20 protein-coding genes and 2 tRNA genes are annotated in these 20,141 nt (G+C 52.3%); 15 read left to right on the top strand and 7 right to left on the bottom strand.

Annotated features, from left to right (window positions below; genetic code table 11):
• Window positions 1-9: 9 nt before the first annotated feature.
• From IPI86_RS13995 to IPI86_RS13975, 5 genes are all read left to right on the top strand, one after another.
• Entirely contained in the window at window positions 10-1,854 is a 1,845-nt protein-coding gene (locus tag IPI86_RS13995) for a bifunctional homocysteine S-methyltransferase/methylenetetrahydrofolate reductase (protein WP_345298628.1), read from the top strand.
• Between the two features lie 117 nt (window positions 1,855-1,971).
• Entirely contained in the window at window positions 1,972-2,397 is a 426-nt protein-coding gene (locus tag IPI86_RS13990; protein ID WP_345298627.1) for a hypothetical protein, read from the top strand.
• Window positions 2,394-3,245 carry a hypothetical protein gene (locus IPI86_RS13985; protein ID WP_345298626.1) on the top strand — a complete coding sequence of 284 codons (852 nt, stop codon included), beginning with the start codon at window positions 2,394-2,396 and terminating at the stop codon, window positions 3,243-3,245. The genes IPI86_RS13990 and IPI86_RS13985 overlap by 4 nt, the downstream gene beginning before the upstream one ends.
• A 634-nt stretch (window positions 3,246-3,879) precedes the next feature.
• The gene (locus tag IPI86_RS13980; protein WP_345298625.1) at window positions 3,880-4,644 is read left to right on the top strand and encodes a type III pantothenate kinase; all 765 of its coding nucleotides are present in this window, start codon (window positions 3,880-3,882) and stop codon (window positions 4,642-4,644) included.
• A 7-nt stretch (window positions 4,645-4,651) separates the two neighbouring features.
• On the top strand, window positions 4,652-5,647 hold the full coding sequence (locus tag IPI86_RS13975) for a polysaccharide deacetylase family protein (protein ID WP_345298624.1): 996 nt from the start codon (window positions 4,652-4,654) through the stop codon (window positions 5,645-5,647).
• 109 nt (window positions 5,648-5,756) lie between these two features.
• Here the strand turns inward: IPI86_RS13975 and IPI86_RS13970 are convergent, their stop codons facing one another.
• Entirely contained in the window at window positions 5,757-6,680 is a 924-nt protein-coding gene (locus IPI86_RS13970) for a DMT family transporter (protein WP_345298623.1), read from the bottom strand.
• Between the two features lie 53 nt (window positions 6,681-6,733).
• Window positions 6,734-6,806 (bottom strand) — tRNA-Glu (locus IPI86_RS13965).
• 110 nt (window positions 6,807-6,916) lie between these two features.
• Here IPI86_RS13965 and IPI86_RS13960 point away from each other — a divergent pair.
• The 4 genes from IPI86_RS13960 (at window position 6,917) to IPI86_RS13945 (ending at window position 10,366) form a co-directional block, all read left to right on the top strand.
• A complete protein-coding gene (locus IPI86_RS13960) occupies window positions 6,917-7,864 on the top strand; it encodes a type I phosphomannose isomerase catalytic subunit (RefSeq protein WP_345298622.1) in 948 nt (315 codons plus the stop codon).
• Between the two features lie 143 nt (window positions 7,865-8,007).
• Window positions 8,008-9,360, top strand: coding sequence for an FAD-dependent oxidoreductase (locus IPI86_RS13955; RefSeq protein WP_345298621.1), 1,353 nt, complete (start codon window positions 8,008-8,010; stop codon window positions 9,358-9,360).
• Window positions 9,357-10,058, top strand: coding sequence for an AzlC family ABC transporter permease (locus IPI86_RS13950; RefSeq protein WP_345298620.1), 702 nt, complete (start codon window positions 9,357-9,359; stop codon window positions 10,056-10,058). Before IPI86_RS13955 ends, IPI86_RS13950 begins: the two co-directional genes overlap by 4 nt.
• The gene (locus IPI86_RS13945; protein WP_345298619.1) at window positions 10,055-10,366 is read left to right on the top strand and encodes an AzlD domain-containing protein; all 312 of its coding nucleotides are present in this window, start codon (window positions 10,055-10,057) and stop codon (window positions 10,364-10,366) included. Before IPI86_RS13950 ends, IPI86_RS13945 begins: the two co-directional genes overlap by 4 nt.
• 79 nt (window positions 10,367-10,445) lie before the next feature.
• On the opposite strand, the gene IPI86_RS13940 is transcribed toward IPI86_RS13945, so the two are convergent.
• Window positions 10,446-11,351, bottom strand: coding sequence for a diguanylate cyclase (locus IPI86_RS13940; protein ID WP_345298618.1), 906 nt, complete (start codon window positions 11,349-11,351; stop codon window positions 10,446-10,448).
• 151 nt (window positions 11,352-11,502) lie between these two features.
• Between IPI86_RS13940 and IPI86_RS13935 the strand changes: the two genes are divergently transcribed.
• The 4 genes from IPI86_RS13935 (at window position 11,503) to IPI86_RS13920 (ending at window position 13,472) form a co-directional block, all read left to right on the top strand.
• Window positions 11,503-11,574: transfer RNA gene (locus IPI86_RS13935), tRNA-Met, on the top strand.
• A gap of 35 nt (window positions 11,575-11,609) precedes the next feature.
• Window positions 11,610-12,278 carry a SprT family zinc-dependent metalloprotease gene (locus IPI86_RS13930; protein WP_345298617.1) on the top strand — a complete coding sequence of 223 codons (669 nt, stop codon included), beginning with the start codon at window positions 11,610-11,612 and terminating at the stop codon, window positions 12,276-12,278.
• 2 nt (window positions 12,279-12,280) lie between these two features.
• Window positions 12,281-13,030: a hypothetical protein gene (locus tag IPI86_RS13925; RefSeq protein ID WP_345298616.1), complete on the top strand. Its 750-nt coding sequence runs from the start codon at window positions 12,281-12,283 to the stop codon at window positions 13,028-13,030.
• 13 nt (window positions 13,031-13,043) lie between these two features.
• Window positions 13,044-13,472 carry a hypothetical protein gene (locus IPI86_RS13920; protein WP_345298615.1) on the top strand — a complete coding sequence of 143 codons (429 nt, stop codon included), beginning with the start codon at window positions 13,044-13,046 and terminating at the stop codon, window positions 13,470-13,472.
• A gap of 52 nt (window positions 13,473-13,524) precedes the next feature.
• Here IPI86_RS13920 and IPI86_RS13915 read toward each other — a convergent pair whose 3' ends face one another.
• The 4 genes from IPI86_RS13915 to IPI86_RS13900 all read right to left on the bottom strand — a co-directional run bounded on the left by IPI86_RS13915 (window position 13,525) and on the right by IPI86_RS13900 (window position 18,332).
• On the bottom strand, window positions 13,525-14,373 hold the full coding sequence (locus IPI86_RS13915; RefSeq protein ID WP_345298614.1) for an SMP-30/gluconolactonase/LRE family protein: 849 nt from the start codon (window positions 14,371-14,373) through the stop codon (window positions 13,525-13,527).
• A gap of 1 nt (window position 14,374) precedes the next feature.
• Entirely contained in the window at window positions 14,375-15,301 is a 927-nt protein-coding gene (locus tag IPI86_RS13910; RefSeq protein WP_345298613.1) for a magnesium transporter CorA family protein, read from the bottom strand.
• Window positions 15,302-15,510: 209 nt separating this feature from the next.
• Window positions 15,511-16,314: a class I SAM-dependent methyltransferase gene (locus tag IPI86_RS13905; RefSeq protein ID WP_345298612.1), complete on the bottom strand. Its 804-nt coding sequence runs from the start codon at window positions 16,312-16,314 to the stop codon at window positions 15,511-15,513.
• 80 nt (window positions 16,315-16,394) lie between these two features.
• Window positions 16,395-18,332, bottom strand: coding sequence for an alginate lyase family protein (locus tag IPI86_RS13900; RefSeq protein WP_345298611.1), 1,938 nt, complete (start codon window positions 18,330-18,332; stop codon window positions 16,395-16,397).
• A gap of 103 nt (window positions 18,333-18,435) precedes the next feature.
• Here IPI86_RS13900 and IPI86_RS13895 point away from each other — a divergent pair, with 103 nt between their 5' ends.
• Window positions 18,436-18,678, top strand: a complete 243-nt coding sequence (locus IPI86_RS13895; RefSeq protein WP_345298610.1) for an acyl carrier protein — start codon at window positions 18,436-18,438, stop codon at window positions 18,676-18,678.
• A 3-nt stretch (window positions 18,679-18,681) separates the two neighbouring features.
• Complete coding sequence (locus IPI86_RS13890; RefSeq protein WP_345298609.1) at window positions 18,682-20,133, top strand: MBOAT family O-acyltransferase; 1,452 nt, start codon at window positions 18,682-18,684, stop codon at window positions 20,131-20,133.
• Window positions 20,134-20,141 lie beyond the last annotated feature (8 nt).

Raw genomic sequence — 20,141 nt, 5'->3', positions numbered from 1 at the left:
AGAGAAACCATGAACTTCCTAGAATCAATTTCACAAAACACTTTACTCGCCGATGGCGCCATGGGCACCATGCTGCACACACGCGGCGTTAACTTTGACAAATGCTTCGACGAGTTAAATCTCACCAAGCCCGCCGCCGTGGCCGATATTCACCGCGAATATATCGAAGCGGGTGCGCAGCTTATTATCACGAACACCTTCGGCGCAAATCGATTCAAGCTCGGCAAGCATGGACTCGCCAGTGAGGTGACTGCGATCAACCGCGCAGGTGTGGAGCTTGCCAAAAAGATCATCGCCGCATCATTCAAGGACATCTTGATCGCTGGAGACATTGGTCCGCTTGGGGTACGCATCGCGCCGTATGGGCGTGTGAAGCCCGAAGAGGCGCGCGCCGCATTCGCCGAGCAGGTAAAGGCGCTGGCCGAAGCAGGCGCAGACTTGATCGCGATCGAAACGATGAGCGACCTATATGAAATTCAGGAAGCCATCAAAGCCGCAAAACAAACCTGTGACCTGCCTGTTGTGGCTTCGGTGACCTTCACCCGTGATGACCTTACCGTGCTCGGCGATGATCCGATGAAGGTGGCGCGCAAAGTGAAAGAGGCAGGCGCAGATGTGATCGGCGTGAATTGTTCAGGCGGACCTTCGCAACTGCTGCGGATTCTCAAGCAAATGAAACATGCCGTGCCTGATGGCAAGTTCTGGGTGAAGCCGAATGCAGGCTGGCCCGAGCAGGTCGGCGGAAGAATTATGTACCCCGCCGATGCCGATTACTTTGGCGATTACGCGCTGGCCTTCCGTGAGGCGGGTGCAAACATCGTCGGCGGGTGCTGCGGCACGACTCCGCAACACATCTTCGCGATGAAGAAGGCCTTTGAAACCGCCCCCGCCTTCGTCATGGATTCCGTGACGATCGTGGATGAAGATGAGATCACAGAAGAACCCGCCGATCAGCCGACCGAATTGGCGCAAAAACTTTCCGCTGGAAAATTTTCGATCTGCGTTGAAATGGATCCCCCGCGCGGACTCTCGACCCACAAATTGCTGGCTGGCGCATCCCTGCTTTACGATGCAGGCGCAGATGTGATCAACGTGGCCGATTCACCGATGGCACGCATGCGCATGTCGGCATGGGCCGTGTGCGACCTCGTCCAGCGCCAAATCGGCGTGGAGACGACCCTGCACTTCCCCACCCGCGGACGCAACCTGCTGCGCGTGCAAGGTGATTTGCTCGCCTCTCATGCGATTGGGTTGCGAAATGTCTTCGTCGTAATGGGCGACCCAACCTCCATCGGGGATTACCCCGAAGCGACAGACAACTACGATCTCGTCCCCTCGGGCCTGATCAAACTCATCAAGCAGGGATTCAACATGGGCGTGGATCACTCCGGCACCAGCATCGGCCAGCCGACGAATTTCTTCGTGGGTGCAGCGCTGAACCTGTGCCCGCAGGATGTGGATAACGAGATCAAGAATTTGCACCGCAAGGTAAAAGCAGGCGCGGATTTCTTCCTCACCCAGCCGATTTACCGCGCCGATGACGGGCCGAAGTTGATTCAGGCGTACGAAGCCAAACATGGCAAATTACAGCAGCCTATTCTGGCGGGGATTCTGCCGCTGGTCAGCGCGAAGCATGCCAATTTCCTGCACAACGAAGTGCCAGGCATTTTCATCCCCGAAGAAGCGCGGAAGAAGATCGAATCCGCAGGCGACGCCGAGCGCGGAGTCAAGGTCGGGGTGGAGTTGGCTGTCGAATTGATCGAGCAGATCAAGGGTTGGGCGAAAGGCATTTACATCATGCCGCAATTCCATCGCTACGACATGGTCGCGGAGATCATCGAAAAGATTCGCTAAAGAATTCGAACATTTTGCCGCGAATTTTTATAAATTCGTAAAAATCCGCGTAATTTGCGGCAGAGATTTTTCAGGTTTTAGAACAATCCAAATCACTATTTTTCAGGCACATCTTTTATGTGGAAAAAGATTCTTCAAAAAACAATTCTGGTGATCCTCGTTTTGCTGGGCATAAAAACGGGGGTTCAGGGATTCATCTCCACCATCAACATGGCCAGCCCTGACAATGCAGTTTCGAATTGGGATGAGCGCGTTTCGGCTGTAACTGAGGCCCTCCCTTTCAAGCGCGGATTCGTGGGCTACATCTCAGACATTGACATTCCCGATATTGCCTACGACAGGCAGAACCTCGTGGGCGAATTCACCCTCACGCAGTTCGCCATCGCGCCCATTGTTTTGATTCAGGGGTCAGACCAACAGGAATGGAATATCCTCAGCCTTACGCCGCAAGCGTACGAAAAATGGAGCGCGGAAAAAGGGACTGATTATGAAGTCATCAAATTCGGCGGGAAATTCTATCTGGCCCACAAGGGGTCTCCATGAACCTGTTGCTCAGTCTGCTTTCTTTCAGCCTGCCCGTGTTGACGGGGATTTTGCTCGTCCATGCCTTGTGGGCGGAGAAAAACAATTTCTTCGATTGGGCGCTGAAATTATCTTTGGGAACGGGAATCGGGCTGGGGCTTTCCTCCCTGCTGTACTTTGTTTATCTGTTTCTCTTTGCGGGGAGCCGCTGGTTTTTGTTTGTTGAAATTTTTATGGCTGGAATCATCCTGTTTTTTACATGGCAAAAACTGAAACCATGGAGACACAGAGACACAGAGAAAAAACAAATAAACTCTTTGCAAACCTGGGTGCTCATCCTTGCAGGCATTGTCTTCCTCACAACCGCCCTCGGCATCCTCAACTACTCGCGTCAGCGCGCACAAGGCGATTGGGATGCATGGATGATCTACAACCGCGCCGCGCGTTTTCTTTACCGTGACCAGGCAAACTGGCAGGAATCCTTTCCGCAGGAAATGAGCGTCATCTTCCACGCGGACTATCCCCTGCTGCTCGCGTCCAACGTCGCCGCCCGTTGGGATATCCTAAACAAGGAAACGCCCTACGTGCCGATGTTCCAAAGCGTGCTATTCGCCTTCGCCGCGCTGGGATTGGTCTTCGGCGCGCTTGGAAAATTCAAATCCACGGGTCAGGCCAGCCTTGGGCTGATTCTGCTCGGCGGAGTCCCGTTCTACCTTTATGAGGGTGGCCGCCAAACCGCAGACCTTCCGCTGGCATTTTTCTTCCTCGCTACAGTCGTGTTTATCTTTTTCCATCTACGAAGAAAAGAGATTTTCCCTGCTTGTCTTTGCAGGCTTCACCGCCGCCCTCGCCGCATGGACGAAAAATGAAGGGTTGTTGTTTTTGCTCATCGCTGGTGCGGTCGTTGCAATTAACGAATTGCGTCTGCGCTCGTTTCGTGGGATTCTTTATTTCGTAGCAGGATCAGTCCTCCCGTTGTGTGTTGCGCTGTATTTCAAAGTCGCCCTCGCTCCTGCCAGCGAATTCCTCAGCGGCGGCTTGACCAAGATCCTGCAAGACATCGCCGACCCAGCCCGCCACGGAATCATCCTCGCCTATTTCAAAAACATCTTCCTTTTCAGCAACGGCTGGTATCGCGTCGGCATCCTGCCGATTTTGTGCGTTTACTTTCTGGTCTTTCATTCGCGTGCAAAGGAAAATCCGCAGGCGGTCTTCATCGGCTTTGCCATATTCACCCTGCAGATTATCGGGTATTATGCCTTTTACTTGATCTCGCCCTACGAACTGGATTGGCATCTCAGTTCCTCCATTGACCGCCTTTTCATCCACGTGTATCCCACCATTTTGTTCGTCACCCTCGCCGCGAGTCAGACTCCGGAAATGATTTTTGCGGAATAACTCATCACCAACACCCTTTTAAACCACAAAGGAGACGAAGGGTCACAAAGGAAAACGAAATTCCCTTTGTGTACCTTTGTGACCCTTTGTGGTAACAGGTATCCCATGCTCCTCACCATTGACGTTGGAAACACAAACCTCACCCTTGGCCTTTATGAAGGCGACCAACTCGGCGCGCACTGGCGTCTTGCCACCGACCACAGCCGCATGCCCGATGAATACGGCTTGCAATTTTTAGGTCTGCTGCAAAATGCGGGAAAAACATTGAAAGACATTCACGGCATTTCACTGGCTTCAGTCGTGCCGCCGCTCACGGGGCGTGTCATTCAAGCCTGCCGCGAATATCTCAAACAGGAACCGCTCATCGTGGATGCAGGTGTGAAGACTGGCATCAAGGTCCGCTATGAAGACCCCAAAGCTGTCGGTGCAGATCGCATTTGCGACGCCGTGGCCGTGATGAAATTTTACGGCGGCCCCGCTTGCGTGGTGGATTTTGGCACCGCCACCACCTTCAACGCAATCACCAAAGATGGTCAATATCTCGGTGGCGCGATCACTGCTGGCGTCAACCTGGCCGCCGAAGCGCTATTCACGCATGCCGCCAAACTTCCACGCATTGACTTGCAGCGCCCGCCGTCCGTCATCGGGCGCAACACTGTCCATGCCATGCAATCGGGGTTACTGTTCGGGTATGTGAGCATGGTCGAGGGCATGGTATCCAGATTCAGGTCCGAACTGGGAAGCGATATGAAAGTCATCGCCACGGGCGGCATGGCAGAAGTCATCGCCAAGGAAACACAGGTCGTGGATCACATTGCGCCGTGGCTCACACTCGACGGATTACGAATCATCTGGGAACTCAATCAATAGGAATCGAATGAAAAAAATATATGCCTTGTTTTTGGGGATGTCTATTTTATTGTCTGGATGCGGAACTGGAGTATTCGCCGAACCAACATCAACACCGACCATGACTTTCACGCCTCTTCCCCCAACCGAAACTGCTACAGCGACAACAACATTTACCATCACCCCAACATTTACGGCTTCGCCCAGCCCCACACCCACCTGGGTGCATCAAGGCCCCGATAGTGTGGAAGTACCCATCCTGCTCTATCATTGGATCGCAGTTTCCCCCTACGAAGATACAAATTACGACAGTCCCTACTATGTAAAGCCAGAAGTCTTCGATGCAGAAATGAAATTGCTGTACGACTGGGGCTACACCACCATCACCACCGAGATGCTTATCAAAGCCATCCGTGAAGGCGCCGAATTACCCCCGCGCCCCGTCATCATCACCTTCGATGACGGTCACATGAACAATTACACCAACGCCTTCCCCATCATGCAGAAATATGGATTCACGGGCGTGCTGTATCTCGTTGCCAATTATCTCGATGCCGAAGATTACCTGACCGTGGAGCAGATCAAGGAAATGGCAGCCGCAGGTTGGGAGATCGGCAGCCATAGCATCAGCCACTCCGATTTGACCTCGCTTGAACCCGAACGTCAGCGTTTTGAAGTGGTGGATTCACGCGCCATTTTGGAATCCAGACTCGGCGTGCCCGTCGTCACCATCGCCTATCCATTCGGCGTCAGCAACAGCAGCGTGATTGACTATGCCCACTTCGCTGGTTATATCGGCGGCATGGGGTTGGGCTACACCCACGATCAAGGCTTGACCAATCTGTTCAATTTACAACGCCGCGATGTGAAAGGGACATATGACGTGAAGCAATTCGCATCCTTCCTCCCCTGGCAGGGCGATTCCATCTTTTTACCCACCGATACCCCCACACCAACAATGACTCCCACCCGCACACCCATCCCAACCTACACATGGATCGTGCCGAGTACGTCAACGCCGTAATTTATAGACAGAGACCCTAAAGGTTTTCCTCGAAAACAGGACCTTAGCCAGCAAATCATTTTTGTCTTGCCAAGTCTTAATCGAGCTAGAAAACCTTTAGGGTCTTAATTTATTTCTCCCCAAACCGCAACAAGACCACGCCCATCAAAACCAATAGACCACCGAAGAGTTGCGTACCCGTCAGCACTTCATTCAGAAGGAAGTATGCCCAAATGGCAGTGAAGGCGGGTTCGAGGGTGGCGATCAAATTGGAAGTGGTCGGGGAAAGATAGCGGATGCTCAAGGTGTAAAGCCCAAATCCGCCGAGTGTGGGGGCCACGCCGAGGAAGAACAACAATCCCCACCCGCTGACCGAATCCCCGAGCCAGAGCAGATCGGCAAACGCGCCTTTTCCAGTCAGGAACAGGTCATTTCCCAAATTGAAGAAGAATAAAAAGACGGTCGCCCATGCGAAACTGTAGAGCAGGGCCGTCCATGAATCGATGTGGGTGTCTGAAGCGTGTTTGCCTTCGAGGTTGTAAATTGCAAACAGCAGACCCGAGAGCAGACCGAAGATGATCCCCAGCGGGTTGAGATTCCACGCCGAGGGATCATACGCGCCCGAAACAAAAATGATGCCCGCCAGGCTCAGCAGAATGGAAAATATCTTGATGCGGCTGAACTGCTCTTTCAACACAATGCGGCTCAGGATGGCGGTCATTGCCGGGGAGGAAAATGCCATTACGGTGGCAACAGCCGCCCCGTTGTATTGAACCGAGAAGGTCCACATCGAGTTGAAGATCGCGAGGGTCAATCCATACCAGACCATGAATCCCCAATGCTTGCGATCAAGTTGAAAGAGCGGACGGCTGAACACCAGCAATCCGACCGCCATGCCGAAAGAAACGAACAAGTCACGCCAGAAAGCCAACACCAATGACGGCAGGGAATAGGTCTTGCTCAGGTAACTGATGATGATCCCCGTGGTAGACCAAATGACCGTAGCCGTGAGCGCGATGACATATCCGCGCGAAAGTTGGGACGATGATTTCATGGTTGCTCCAAAAAAAGACAGTCACCTGCAATTGTAGGTGACTGTCAGAATTGTGCCCCCACGGGAATTCGAATCCCGGTTTAAGCCTTGAGAGGGCTTCGTCCTGGGCCACTAGACGATGGGGGCTTGCTTGGCGGGTTGCATTGTATCACCGCAAATTTTACCCGTCAACAAGTTTGGTAAAGAATAAACATTAGTATAATCAGCCAACCACTGATTTAAAAGGTATTCGCTCCATGACTCTCCCCTCTTTTCTAAAACTAACACCCGAATATCGCGATTACATCTGGGGTGGAGAGAAACTGCGACCCGGACACAACCCCACTGCCGAAGCATGGGTGGTGTATGAAAATGACCGCATCGAAGCAGGCGCATTGGCTGGCAAAACATTGAGCGAAACCGCAAATGAATTTGGCGCGGCATTGCTCGGCGAAAAAGTCCTAAAAAGTACAGGCACACGCTTTCCGCTGTTGGTCAAATTGCTCGATTGCGCGCAATGGCTTTCGGTGCAGGTTCACCCCAACGACGAACAAGCCGTTCAACTCGAAGGCCCCGGGCAATTTGGAAAGACCGAAGCCTGGCATGTGCTCGAAGCCCAACCCGAAGCAAAGCTGATCGCGGGAATCAAACCCGGGGCAAGTGCGGCTGAAATTGCGGAGGCCATCCGCAACGGCACGATCACCGAATATTCGCAATATGCCAGCGTAAAACAGGGCGATACGGTTTTCATGCCCGCGGGCACGCTCCACGCGCTCGGTCCGGGCCTGCTCATTTACGAAGTTCAGCAAACCTCCGATTGGACGTACCGCGTCTACGATTGGGGACGTCCGCAAACCGAAACGCGCCGCCTGCACATTGATAAATCCATCGCGGTCACCCGTCACGACCTCGCCGCGCCGATCCTTCCATCACCAACCTTTGGCGATGGGACACGGCACATCCTCACCCAATGCGAATACTTCACGCTCGAATTAATTTCCGCATCCACGCGGACCGTTGAGCTGGATACCCAAAACGAAACATTCCACGCGCTGACGGTGATCGAAGGCCGCGCCGAGCTTGTCTCTGCAACCGAAACGGTGACCCTCGAAAAATTTCAAACGGCGCTGGTCCCTGCCAGTTTGGGAAAGTACCAGCTCCGCCCGTTGGAAGAAGCGTGCCGCATTTTGAAATCCAGCGTTTAATTTTTTTCAATCCATTTCAATCAGGGATGAGCGTTTGGTCAGATCAATTTCATTCGTGACCATCACTCTGAAACTGAATTCTTTTCCACAAATTACACGGCTATTTTTTTATATTGCCCCATATCAACTCAAAGGGAACAATCATGACAACCACAGACAAAACCGTAACCATCATTGGCGCGGGCATGGCTGGTCTTTCCGCTGCGCTTGACCTGCATCGCGCAGGCTGGCAGGTCACCGTGCTTGAAGCACGTGACCGCGTCGGCGGGCGGGTGCATACCGTACGCACCTTTTCCAACGGATTGATCGCCGAAGGCGGCGGTGAGTACATTGACAAGAATCACACGCGCATGCTGGCTTTCGCAAAAGAGTTTGGATTATCGCTGGGTGAGGTGGGCAGTTGGCAGGGACAAACTGGCGATTGGGGCGCGTATGAAGGCAAGGCAGGTCCATCGAACGACATCGCTGTGTGGGGCTTTGACCTGGGAAGCGAATATGACAAAATGTGGGCCGCACTCGCGGAACTGGCAAAACAAATGCCCGACCCCGCCCATCCCGAATCCGCGCCGAATGCAGGAGAGTTGGATAAACGCTCCGCCGCCGATTGGATCAACGCGCAAACCGCACACCCACTGGCACGCAGGGCCTTCGCAGACCATATCCGCTCTGAATATACCTGTGAGCCTGAAAATTTTTCCATGCTCGATCTGGCGCGAAATGCCGCCATGTACTACAGTTCCGCAAATATTCTCAACCCCACCTATCGCATCGTGGGCGGCAATGACCAAATTCCGCGCGCGATCGCATCCCTGCTGCCCGATGTGCGCATGAATGCGGCTGTAATGTCCATCAACATCCAGCCGCAAAAAGTGATCGTGGCCTACAAGCAGGGTGATATGGTTCACACCATCAATTCAGATTTTGCCATTCTAGCCATTCCGCTCACCACGGCGCGCCTGATCGATTTCAACGGCTCCCTGCCACAGGCGCATCAAAGCATGGTGAATGAAATTTCCTACGGAGCCGTCACCAAGGTGATGATCGAATACCGCAAACGCTTCTGGCATGATACGGGTTGGAACGGCCGCTTGTCCACCGACCAGGCCATCGTTCAGACATGGGATGCGACCAGTCATCTGGAAGGCGAACGAGGCATCCTCACTGCTTATACCGGCGGCGAACCAGGCGTAAAGTTATCCGCGCTTTCAGACGAAGAACGTACGAAAACCGCCGTTGCCGTCATCGAAAAAATATTCCCCGGTTCATCAGACTTGATCGAAAACACCGCCACCGTCGCATGGATGAACGAACCGTTCACCCGCTGCTCGTACATGGCGCTTGCCCCCGGTGAAGTAACCGCACATTGGAAGACATTATCCGCCCCTGCGGGCCGTCTGTTCTTCGCAGGCGAACACGCAACGATCTATCAGGGCTTTATGGAAGGCGCAGTGGAAAGCGGTCAGCGCGCCGCGAAAAATATCATGGAGAGTGTATGAGTGAAGCAAGAAAGGCGTTTTGGGAAGGCGTGCGTGCCGAGTTCCCGTTATTGATCGGCGTTTTCCCCTTCGGCATGATCTACGGCGCATTGGCGCTCAATGCAGGGTTATCCACGCTGACATCGCAAATGATGTCAGCCATCGTGTTTGCGGGTTCGTCGCAATTCGTCACCGCCCAGTTGGTGCATGATGCCGCGCCCGGCATGGTCATCATTGTGACCATTGCGGTGGTGAATCTGCGTCACATGCTATACAGTGCATCGCTTGCGCCATATCTGAAAAACCTTTCGCTCAAATGGAAGGCCCTGCTTTCCTACCTGCTGACAGATGAAGCCTACGCACCTAGTGTGCTCAAATATGAAGCCGAAGGGGTCAATGCCTCAAGCCATTGGTTCCTGTTTGGCGCAGGGCTTTCGCTTTGGTCTACCTGGCAGGTCAGCACAGCGATCGGAATATTCCTCGGCACATCCATCCCTGAATCATGGTCCCTGGATTTCGCACTGCCGTTGACCTTCATCGCGATGGTCGTCCCCGCCTTGAAAAATCGTCCGATGGTCGCTGCGGCACTATCCGCCGGGGCCATGGCCCTGCTTGCCTACAGCCTGCCATTTAAACTTGGACTCATCCTCGCCGCGCTGACAGGCATTGCCATTGGAACGGTACTCGAAAGCAGACAAGCCGCAAAGGGGGCGCAATGAACATCTGGTTGGTCATGGTCATCGGTGGTTTGATCACGTTCGGAATGAGATTTTCCCTCATCTTTTTGTTCGGCAGATTCGAGATCCCAGAAACGATGCGCAAGGCATTGCATTACGTCCCGCCTGCAGTTCTCTCCGCGATCATTTTCCCCGAGTTGTTGTATAAAGCCAATCAGATCGACTTTTCATTTGGTAACATACGCCTGCTCGCAGGCATCGTCGCCATCCTGGTGGCCTGGTACACGAAGAACACCCTGCTCACCATCCTTGCAGGGATGCTGGCATTGCTGCTTTTACAATTTCTGTAACCCTTTGGCTCGTTAATATAAAAAGCGCGGATTTTGCTAGGGGAAAGCAAAATCCGCGCTTTTTTTCAAGTCATTCTGTTTACATGTAGATCAGGAATATCTGATCGCCGCCTGCCTCTTTGGCGCGTTTCATGGCCTGCAATGCCTGCTGGATCAACGGCTCGATCTCAACCGAAGTGCTGATACGCGCCACGGAAGCAATTCCCGCGCTGACCTTTACATTCAGCGGCGTATCTTTCTGGACCACGATGCGGGAGCTGCGAACCCCGGTGATGATCCTCTCTGTGACCTTCTCCGCATCCGTGCCGATTACACCTGAGAGCATCAACACGAACTCATCTCCCGCCCAGCGGCCGATGCAGTCATACGGTCGGCTCTTTTCACGGATGGACTGTGCCACAGTGTGCAAAACCTGGTTTCCAACTTCCATACCCAACGTATCGTTGATGGCTTTGAAATTATCCACATCCAATGCGATCAAGCTCACGGGCATGGAGGTACGCCGTGCACGCTCCAACTCACCCATGGCTTGTTTGAAAAAGGCGGTGCGATTCAAAAAGCCTGTCAGGCTGTCGAATACGGCCTGATGTTCCAATTGATCGCGCGCAACCGCCAAATTACTTGCCAGCGAAATGATCCGCTCTGCCATGCCGATGCGATTCTTAAGATCCTTCGCCCTGAACGGCCGCTGGATAATATCATCCGCACCGGATGGGGTCTGGTCATCGTCGGTGACCTTTTCCATTGTCAGCAATATATACAGGGGATGGCTGAGTTTGATCGCCCGCGCACGCAAAATAAACTGCGAATGACGCACATCGCTCGTATCCCAGTTCGCGATGACAAAACGCGCCTCACCAGATTGAATATACGGCCAGGCCAATTCACTCGAAGCGATCGGGATCAGGCTGGTCTTGCCGTCGTTAAATGCCTGTTGAATGATCGCCAGTTCCTTCGGGTCGTTTTCAAGCACCAGTATTTTCATTGATGCACCTTCCATGATTTTACAATTATAGCAGGAGAGCCGATTGAACAAATCCCCATTGGTCACCTGTTCTGGTTTTAATATGATTGTCAGACCTCACGTTGACAAATGGCATTTCCCATAGTAATATTTGCCCCGCTCACCGCAAAATGCCGAGGTAGCTCAGTGGTAGAGCAGGGGACTCATAAGCCCTTGGTCGGGAGTCCAAATCTCCCCCTCGGCACACAAAAACCCGTGCAAACGGGTTTTTTCTTTGATATGCAAATTCAAATCGATAAATTCACGCGCAGCAGGCGCAAAACGATCGCATTGATCATCGAACGTGACGGTACCCTCACCGTCCGTGCGCCGATGCGCGCGAGCAAGGCGGCCATCGAGGAATTCATCCACGAAAAAGCGGATTGGATCACCCGCACGCGCGAAAAACTGACTCCCATCCTGACCGCTCCCGAGAAACAATTCACAGACGGGGAAAGTTTCCTCTTCCTCGGTTCCTCCTTTGACTTGAAACTGGTCGGGCGGCAGCGGCCTGCTCTGCGCTTTGAGAACGGATTCATCCTCAGCGCCGCCGCGCAGAAAAGAGGCAGGCAGGTCTTCACCAATTGGTACAAGGAACGCGCACTCGAGATCATTACCGAACGCGTCAATCATTTCTCCGCTCAATATGGCTTTCAACCCAAACAGGTGAAAATCTCCTCCGCGAAAACACGCTGGGGATCGTGCAGTGCCAACGGGACGTTGAATTTCACTTGGAGGCTGATCATGTCTCCGTTAAGTGTGATCGATTATGTCGTCGTGCATGAGCTTGCCCACTTGCGCGTCCGAAATCATTCGCGCAAGTTCTGGCAGGTCGTCGAATCCATCGACCCCGATTACAAAACCAAAAGAAAATGGTTGCGCGAATACGGAGAAACGTTATACTTCTAATTATGGAAGAGGCAACGCGCCTGTATGCCGATTTTCAGATCAAGATTGCAGGGGATGAAATTTGGCGGCCAAGCGATCTGGAATTCCTTCGCGCCTCCATCACAATTCTTTCAAACGCAATGGGTGGAAAAGAAAACTTCAAGCAGCGGCTTGGAGAAGTTCTTGTTGAGCGAACCGATACGGGGAAACATCTCGGGCTGGCCTATCGCGGACGAATCCAATTAAGCAGAAGCACTCCGTTCTCAGCCTGGTCTGTGATTCACGAACTCTCGCACGCATGGGATGCAAAACATCATTGGATGCTTTCTGTGCTGCTGGAAAAATACACAGGCGGATTTACTTCCCGTCTTTTATCGCGCATCAAAAAATGGATTCCCGGTCAATGGGATGCGGGCAGGCACGGTGCGGAACAAATCCCGGGCCGCTATGGCAGGAAACCCGGTGTGAACGCCTTTGGATATTTCTACGGCGATAAACCCAGCGGCTCGAACTGGCAATTCAACCGCAAAGAGGATTTCGCTGAATCACTGGTCATGTACTGCGGTTGGGGGCAAAACAACCTGCTCTCGCGCATTGCCCATGGACGCATCGAACGCTACACCCTGCCCAACGGCGAACGAGACCCGCTCTACCGAATCGCGGACCAATGGTCAGATTACGCCCGTTATTTTTACCCGCCAGAAGGTGATTATACACAGACGAAACGCTGGAAGTTCTTCGATGAGTTAATTCAAGGCAGAATCCAAACTTAATATGGAGACACTGATGACCGTATTACCCGAATCCCTGATCGAGATCCGCGAGCACCACGAGCCAGATTACAAGCCGATGGTCGATTATCAATCATGGCGTGTGGCATTGATGAACTACACCGCCGACCTGCTCCCTGAAAAGATCAACCGTGTGCAAAAACACACCGAGACCGATGAGGTCTTCGTGCTGATGAAGGGCCGTTGCATCTTATTTATCGGCGAGGGGGAAGAGACCGTGACCAAGATCCACGCGGTGGACATGGAGTTGTACAAGCTATATAACGTAAAGAAAGGCGTATGGCATTCGCACACCTTCAGCGAAGATGCCCATGTGTTGATCGTGGAAAACCGCGACACAGTTGTCGAAAATTCCCCATTTGTGCCGCTGTCGGAAAGTCAATGTGGGGATGTTGTGAGATTAACAAAAGAGCTCTGGGGCTAATAAAAGAGGAAAGAAAGATTTTCATCATCCTTCTTTCCTCTTTCTTCTTCATTTACCCAAATTCAAACGTCGGCATCCCCGTCACCCCTGTAACGATTTTGAACAGCCCGCCTGAGAGCGGGTATTTTTTCAGGTCGGCATCGCTCATTCCCACCCGCGCGGAGGTGACGTACAACTCGTTCATGTCTCTGCCGCCGAACACACACGCGGAGCTTTGCAGCGCAGGGACGGGAATCTGTTCGAGCAGCTTACCCGTGTTCGGATTCCATTTCGTCACCTGCGCCCCACCCCAGAGGGCGATCCACAAATTGCCGTCGGTGTCGGAGGTCATGCCATCGGGCCAGCCAAGAGATTCCGGGATGCGAATCGCCGCCCGCGGATTTGCGATCTGCCCAGTGGCGAGGTCGTAATCAAATGCCTTGACCTCGCGTGTAGGCGTATCGATGTAGTAAAAGGTTTTATGGTCAACACTCCACGCGAGGCCGTTGGAAATGGTGACGCCATCAAGCAGTCGGGTTACTTGATTCCCATCGAAGGAATACAACGCACCGTGCGGGTCTTTCTCATTCATGTCCATCGTGCCTGCGATGAAACGGCCAGCGGGGTCACATTTGCCGTCGTTCATGCGGTTGGTGGGAAGTTCATTCAACGTGGCAAGAACTGTCAATTGGGCAGAATCAGGCGTAAGGTCCGCGAAGCTGAAGCGCGTGCCGAGGAGCAGATTTCCATTCTTGCGCGGGGCAAGGCACCCGATGAATTCATCCAGTTGAGCAAGGATTTGAGTATCCGCGTAAACGCGTTTTTCAAGAATATCCAACCAATAAAGGGTTTGCGTTTTCGCATCCCATGCGGGGCCTTCACCTAATGTAGCTTTGGCATCGAGGAGCAATTCGGTTTGCATGTTAGAACCAATCCCGTTTGTAGAAGATATACGTGGCGACCGCAGTGAGCGCAAGCGATAAGCCGATGACCGTGAGAAACGCCAGCGGATGACCTTCACCAGGCAGGGCAACATTCATTCCGTAGAATGCGGCAACCAATGAAGGCATATTAAGGATAATCGTGAGCGCGGCCAGTGCTTTCATCACGGCATTCAAATTGTTGGAGATGATCGAAGCGAAAGCATCCATCATGCCTGAAAGAATTTCTGTGGCGATGCTGGTCATTTGAATGGCCTGCTGATTTTCCGTGAGCACATCTTCGAGCAGGTCTTGATCTTCTTCATAGTAATTAAACAGCTGTGTCTTTTGAACGCGCTCCATCATCACCTCGTTGGAACGCAGCGCAGTAGCAAAATACGTCAGGCTCTTCTGATACTTGAGCAGCTCCAACACCTCACGATTGCGTGTGGATTTTTGCAACTGGTCTTCCACAAGCTCGGTGGAGCGGTTGATCTCGCGCAACAGGTTCAAATAACGAGCCGAGGTTTCGAGAAAGATGTATAACGCAAGGCGGTATCGTTTACCTGTTTTCAGCAAACGATATTTCCCATTTGCAAGCACTCTAAAAATATCGCTGTCATAACGACAAACAGTAATGATCTTGTTTCCCAGGATCATAATGCCAAGCGGCACGGTATTAAAAGGGACATCGCTCTCAGGCTGATGCATGGGAATGCGAAGAAGGATGAAGGTGTAATCTTCATCGCGTTCCATACGCGCCATTTCATCCTGGTCAAGTGCATAATTGATATAGTCCATGTCCATCCCCCACGTGACCAATTTTTCCATCTCTTCGGGTGTAGGGTCCACAACATTGACCCAGGCACCGTTCGCGATCATATCGAGTTTTTCGAGCCCCTGCTCAGTGGTTTTGTAAATACTCAGCATGGCAACCTCCTTGCGTGAATTGACATCACGCAGAGGCACATGCACCTACGTGATGTTGAAAATTAAATTAAACATATGCCGCCCGCGTCTACTGGGCGGGTTACTATCTGAAGAACTTAGGTCACTCTCGTCCGTGTGATACATGATTTCCTTACCATTATTGGCTGAGGTATTTTACGCCCATTGATTGAATTACACAACCGTACAACTTAGAAACTCGGTTTTTGCGCATGGATGACAGACACTCGATGCGGAATTTTCAAAATGGGATGTGAACCCGCTTCGCGCCCACCCGCATCCTGCTCATACACCTCAAGCATGGACTTCAACTCAGAGTCGAATCTACCAACCTCCGCCTCCGACAAACTCGCCCCCACTCCCGAGCTCGCGCGGATGCGTCCCCGCCAGTCTTCGTGGGTGTAGGGCACATCCATATCGAATGAAAAGGTTTGAATGTCTAGAAAGCCCGCTTCGCCAAGATCACGCAGCCAATCGGGGTATACGCCCGTCTTCCCGCCGAATTCCACGTACCATTTTGGGTTGTAGGTTTCGATCAATTTCTCGGTGAGATCGACCACATTGCCATCGAGCGGAATCCAGTCAAAATGCGCGATGACCGCGCGTCCGTTGGGCTTGAGGATTCGCTTCATCTCCAGCGCCGCAACTGGGCGGTCGAACCAGTGCCAGCACTGCCCCGCGGTGACAACATCATAATGATCATCAGGCAAACCAGTTGCTTCGGCTTTGGCAAAACGGAAGTCAACTTCCAGGCCTGCCTGCAAGGCAAAATCCCTCGCCTGTTCCATCAATTGCGCAGAAATATCAATACCCGTCACCGTGCAGCCGCGTTCGGCGAATCCGCGCGCGAGAGTGCCTGTCCCTGTGCCCAGGTCTGCAAGCAAATCGCCTGCTTTGACGATCCCTTCGTTGAACACTCGCTCAAAGAACCTATCTGGGAATCCTGCGCGATGTTTGGCATAGTCACTTGCTGTTAACCCAAAGTTGACATTCATGAAGCAATCGACTCCATTCCATTAAGAAAGACCGCTGATAAAAGCGGCCTATCCCAGATTTGAAACTTGAAAATATTTTATCATGCCGCCGAATCAGGGAAGATAAACTCACTGGTTATTTCAATGTTATAAGCAGAACTCAACTCAACCACAAATGACAGTGCAGGAGATTTTTGTCCGTAAATATGGGAGACCCAGCCTTCGTAAGGTTGAACATCCCGTTGACCATGAACCAATTCACCAGCACGGACGAGAGAAAGTGATGAATGATTAATGATGAATGATGAATGAACCGAGAGTGTGATCCAACCATAAGGTGATTTAATACGAAGCCCGATTCCTTGTGAAGCGTCCCGATTCTCCAACTCCCATTCGTAATCGGGGAGCAGCCAATGCAAACGGTATACGCGTTCTGAGCGGCTACGCGCAAAAAAGTGATCATTTACCACCCACCTTTCGTTTTGATAAACCGTCACTGTGCGCTCATGCTTCAAGCCGTGATAACCACGATGGTAGCCACGCGCGCGGCCCAAAATCGTATCGTCGGCTTCGATCAAATTTTTTGAGTAGGCACTCGCCCAATCCAACACGAGGAAGCGGCCTGCGCGAGTCATCTGGTCGCGGCCATCCACGGTCACCGTGTTATGCACGCGAGTCGTCACCAGTGGATTATCCCAGGGCGATTCGGCGTTATACAAATAGGTCCCTGCATCCTGCGCGATGTTCAGTCCACGCCACCACAGGTCGAGGTGCAATTGGTCCATGTGCGAAAGGCGCGAACGAAAACGCGAAGCCCGCAAATACGCCCATGAATTTTTTCCGCGCACGTTTTCCGTCAAATACGCATCGGAGTTGATCACGCGTTCGTTGGCGGGCAGCCCAAACCACAACGACATTTCATCCCACACACCTGATGGCAGGCTGGTTCTCAAAAACGCGCGCGATGCGGCCTGCACTGTCGGGCGGTAATCGCGGAAATCGGTCGCGCTCAAAGGGAAGATCAAAGCCCCATCGTTGGCACCCAGGTTCGGGGTCCGCCCCGATGCGTTATCGAGGAGAGAGAAAAGCCAGTGGGCAGAGCGTGCAATCGCCTGTGATGTGTGCGCCGAGAAGACATCCTGTTTAATCAAATTAACCCACAGCGCAGTTTGCAACATCAGCCGATGATAATTGGCGCTATGTTGAATGTACTCGCCGAAGTCACCGATCTGATTTTGAAAACACCAGTTGAGCCAATGCCAGCCCAACTCGCGCCAGGTTTTATTTTTGAAGAACAAGCCTGCTGTGTAAAGCGCGGCGGCTTCGGTGATGAGATGATTATTATTTTGCGCGCGGGCATAGACGAGGGTGAGCACGATGCGTTCTGCATGCTGGCTAATTGACCGATGAAGAACCGCGCGTCTTTCCGCGCTGGAAACTGATGCTGTTTCGAAAACATGGTCAGCCCAGACGAAAGCCATCAAGCGAATCGCAACTTCCTGTCCGTTCATCCAATGCGGCCCCATATTGACGGGATTCGATTCGGTGAAGGATTCGAAATTTTTCCAGAATGTTTCGGCGTATTTTTCTTCTTGTGTGAGGTGGTAAGCGCGGCCGAGGATGAAGGCCCAGCCGAAGCGGGCGGGTTCCCAGAGGAATTTGATATCGTTGTGAAGAAAGAGGAAAGAAGAAAGAAGTGCGGGCGTGGATTCGTATTCCGTCCAATGCTGAAGCGGTTGGTTGAGCTTGAAATCGAGTGCGGTCGATTCTCCAAACACGCGGATATTTCCAGCGACAATTTCATCTGCTTCGTTGAGAAGATTCGATTTTCCTTCCTCGCCGAGAATTTTTTCAAGTTGATCGCGGTTGGGAAGGGAGAACAGGGAATGGGAACTTGGAATTTGGGAAGTAGAGATTGAAGGTGTGACGCGTTTGTAATGCCCAGTCTTCAACCCCAATTTATACAAGCCATACAAAGCCAGCGGACGAAAGCCCAACTGGAACAGATATTTGATGCCGACAATGAATTTCGATGTCATGATCCCCAAAGTTTACCAGCCAATTCGTAAACGAGCAGCATTCGCCCGCCCCTGATAATTAGTGTAGAATTCGAGGCTAATCACAAACAAAAAGGAAATTTTCATGGAAGAACTCGTTTCAAAACTCGCCGCCTTCATTGCCACCGATATTCTCAAACAGCCCAAACGCGCCATCCGCGCCGATGAAGCCCTGATTTCCAGCGGACTGATCGACTCCTTCAGCCTCATGGATATCAGTCTGTTCGTGGAGGGAAATTTCGGCGTCCGCATTGACGATACTGAGCTTAATGCAGAAACCTTCGATACGTTGGAACAACTCGCCAAACTGATTCAATCGCGCCAGTAATTCATGGACCTTTCTTCGCCGCTCTTTCTTTTCCTATTCCTGCCAGTCTTTCTGTTGATCTATCTGGTCAGCAGTGGGAAATCGCGGACGGGCATTCTCCTACTTGCCAGTATCATTTTTCTGGCGTGGGGAAATGCTGCCGCAATCTGGTGGCTGGGCGGCATTCTGGTCAGCGGATATTGGGTGGGGCTCGCCATCGCAAAAGCGCAGCAGACAGGTCAAAGCGCGGCAAAATGGCTATGGATCGGGCTTGGGGTCAACATATTGCTGCTCGCCTTTTTCAAATACCTGACCGCCTTCGGACAGAAAGGCCTGCTCTGGCTCAACATCCCCAAAGTCTGGCTCGACGACCTGAGCGGATTGGCCGTGCCCATTGGCCTTTCCTATGTCACCTTTCAATTGATCGCCTATCTGGTGGATGTGTGGAAGGGCAACACTCCCGCTGAAAAAAACTTCATCGCCTTTTCCACCTACCTGCTGTTCTTTCCGAAACTTGTTTCGGGTCCCATCACCCGCTACAAACCTTTTGCAGCGCAGATGGAGCAACTCAACCCATCGATGGACGATGTCGCCGCAGGGTTTCGGCGCCTGCTTTCGGGGTTTATCAAACGCACCGTGATCGCAAATCAACTGGCACTGATGGCCAATGCCGTCTTCAACCTGCCGACCGCCAATGTGGAACCGAAATTCGCATGGCTCGGGCTGGCCGCCTATACCCTGCAGATCTTCTTCAATTTTTCAGGCTACACCGATATGGCCCTCGGGCTGGGACTAATGATCGGCATCCGCCTGCCTGAAAATTTCAATTTTCCCTATATCGCGCAAAGCGTCAGCGATTTTTGGCGACGCTGGCATATCACCCTGTCTACATGGTTTCGTGAATATGTCTTCTATCCGCTGGAGCGCAAACGCTTCAAGTGGATGGGACAGCAGATCAATATTTTGATCGTCTTCCTGCTGACCGGTCTCTGGCATGGATTCAATCCCACCTTCATCGTCTGGGGCATGATCCACGGAATCGCGTTGGCGGCGGAAAGTCTCGGCTTTGGACGCTGGCTCAAAGGGACATGGCGGCCTTTGCAACACATCTACACCTTGACCATCGTCATCGCAGGCTGGGTATTCTTCCGCTCACGAAATCTGGACTTTGCCTTCGAATTCTTCCGCCGCCTCGCAGGTGACAGTTCTAACCTGACGCCATTGCCATTCAGCCAGACCACGCCCATGCCGTTCATTGAGCCGTCTTTCGTCATGGCAATGATCGCAGGTACGCTGTTCTCGTTCCCGCTCACCTCGTTGTGGCGGCAATTGCGTGAACGATTTGAATCGCGCCAAGCCAGTTCCTATTTCCTGTTTCAGGTCGTGGAAGATGTTTCGCTGATCCTGTTTTTCATCCTCGGGCTGGCACTTCAATTGAGCGGCAGTTTCCTGCCGAACTTGTATGCAAAATTCTAAAATGGAAA

It is taken from the genome of Candidatus Villigracilis affinis (assembly GCF_016705895.1).
Taxonomy (GTDB): Bacteria; Chloroflexota; Anaerolineae; order Anaerolineales; family Villigracilaceae; genus Villigracilis; species Villigracilis affinis.
Note: the sequence above shows the minus strand (reverse complement) of the source record. Positions and strands in the feature narration are given on the sequence as shown.

Coding starts and splice junctions, on each gene's coding strand:
- IPI86_RS13890 (WP_345298609.1), top strand. CDS start 18,682: ATGGACCTTTCTTCGCCGCTCTTTCTTTTCCTATTCCTGCCAGTCTTT.
- IPI86_RS13960 (WP_345298622.1), top strand. CDS start 6,917: ATGACTCTCCCCTCTTTTCTAAAACTAACACCCGAATATCGCGATTAC.
- IPI86_RS13940 (WP_345298618.1), bottom strand. CDS start 11,351: ATGAAAATACTGGTGCTTGAAAACGACCCGAAGGAACTGGCGATCATT.
- IPI86_RS13910 (WP_345298613.1), bottom strand. CDS start 15,301: ATGCTGAGTATTTACAAAACCACTGAGCAGGGGCTCGAAAAACTCGAT.
- IPI86_RS13995 (WP_345298628.1), top strand. CDS start 10: ATGAACTTCCTAGAATCAATTTCACAAAACACTTTACTCGCCGATGGC.
- IPI86_RS13895 (WP_345298610.1), top strand. CDS start 18,436: ATGGAAGAACTCGTTTCAAAACTCGCCGCCTTCATTGCCACCGATATT.
- IPI86_RS13900 (WP_345298611.1), bottom strand. CDS start 18,332: ATGACATCGAAATTCATTGTCGGCATCAAATATCTGTTCCAGTTGGGC.
- IPI86_RS13915 (WP_345298614.1), bottom strand. CDS start 14,373: ATGCAAACCGAATTGCTCCTCGATGCCAAAGCTACATTAGGTGAAGGC.
- IPI86_RS13945 (WP_345298619.1), top strand. CDS start 10,055: ATGAACATCTGGTTGGTCATGGTCATCGGTGGTTTGATCACGTTCGGA.
- IPI86_RS13925 (WP_345298616.1), top strand. CDS start 12,281: ATGGAAGAGGCAACGCGCCTGTATGCCGATTTTCAGATCAAGATTGCA.
- IPI86_RS13970 (WP_345298623.1), bottom strand. CDS start 6,680: ATGAAATCATCGTCCCAACTTTCGCGCGGATATGTCATCGCGCTCACG.
- IPI86_RS13980 (WP_345298625.1), top strand. CDS start 3,880: ATGCTCCTCACCATTGACGTTGGAAACACAAACCTCACCCTTGGCCTT.
- IPI86_RS13920 (WP_345298615.1), top strand. CDS start 13,044: ATGACCGTATTACCCGAATCCCTGATCGAGATCCGCGAGCACCACGAG.
- IPI86_RS13955 (WP_345298621.1), top strand. CDS start 8,008: ATGACAACCACAGACAAAACCGTAACCATCATTGGCGCGGGCATGGCT.
- IPI86_RS13930 (WP_345298617.1), top strand. CDS start 11,610: ATGCAAATTCAAATCGATAAATTCACGCGCAGCAGGCGCAAAACGATC.
- IPI86_RS13950 (WP_345298620.1), top strand. CDS start 9,357: ATGAGTGAAGCAAGAAAGGCGTTTTGGGAAGGCGTGCGTGCCGAGTTC.
- IPI86_RS13975 (WP_345298624.1), top strand. CDS start 4,652: ATGAAAAAAATATATGCCTTGTTTTTGGGGATGTCTATTTTATTGTCT.
- IPI86_RS13990 (WP_345298627.1), top strand. CDS start 1,972: ATGTGGAAAAAGATTCTTCAAAAAACAATTCTGGTGATCCTCGTTTTG.
- IPI86_RS13905 (WP_345298612.1), bottom strand. CDS start 16,314: ATGAATGTCAACTTTGGGTTAACAGCAAGTGACTATGCCAAACATCGC.
- IPI86_RS13985 (WP_345298626.1), top strand. CDS start 2,394: ATGAACCTGTTGCTCAGTCTGCTTTCTTTCAGCCTGCCCGTGTTGACG.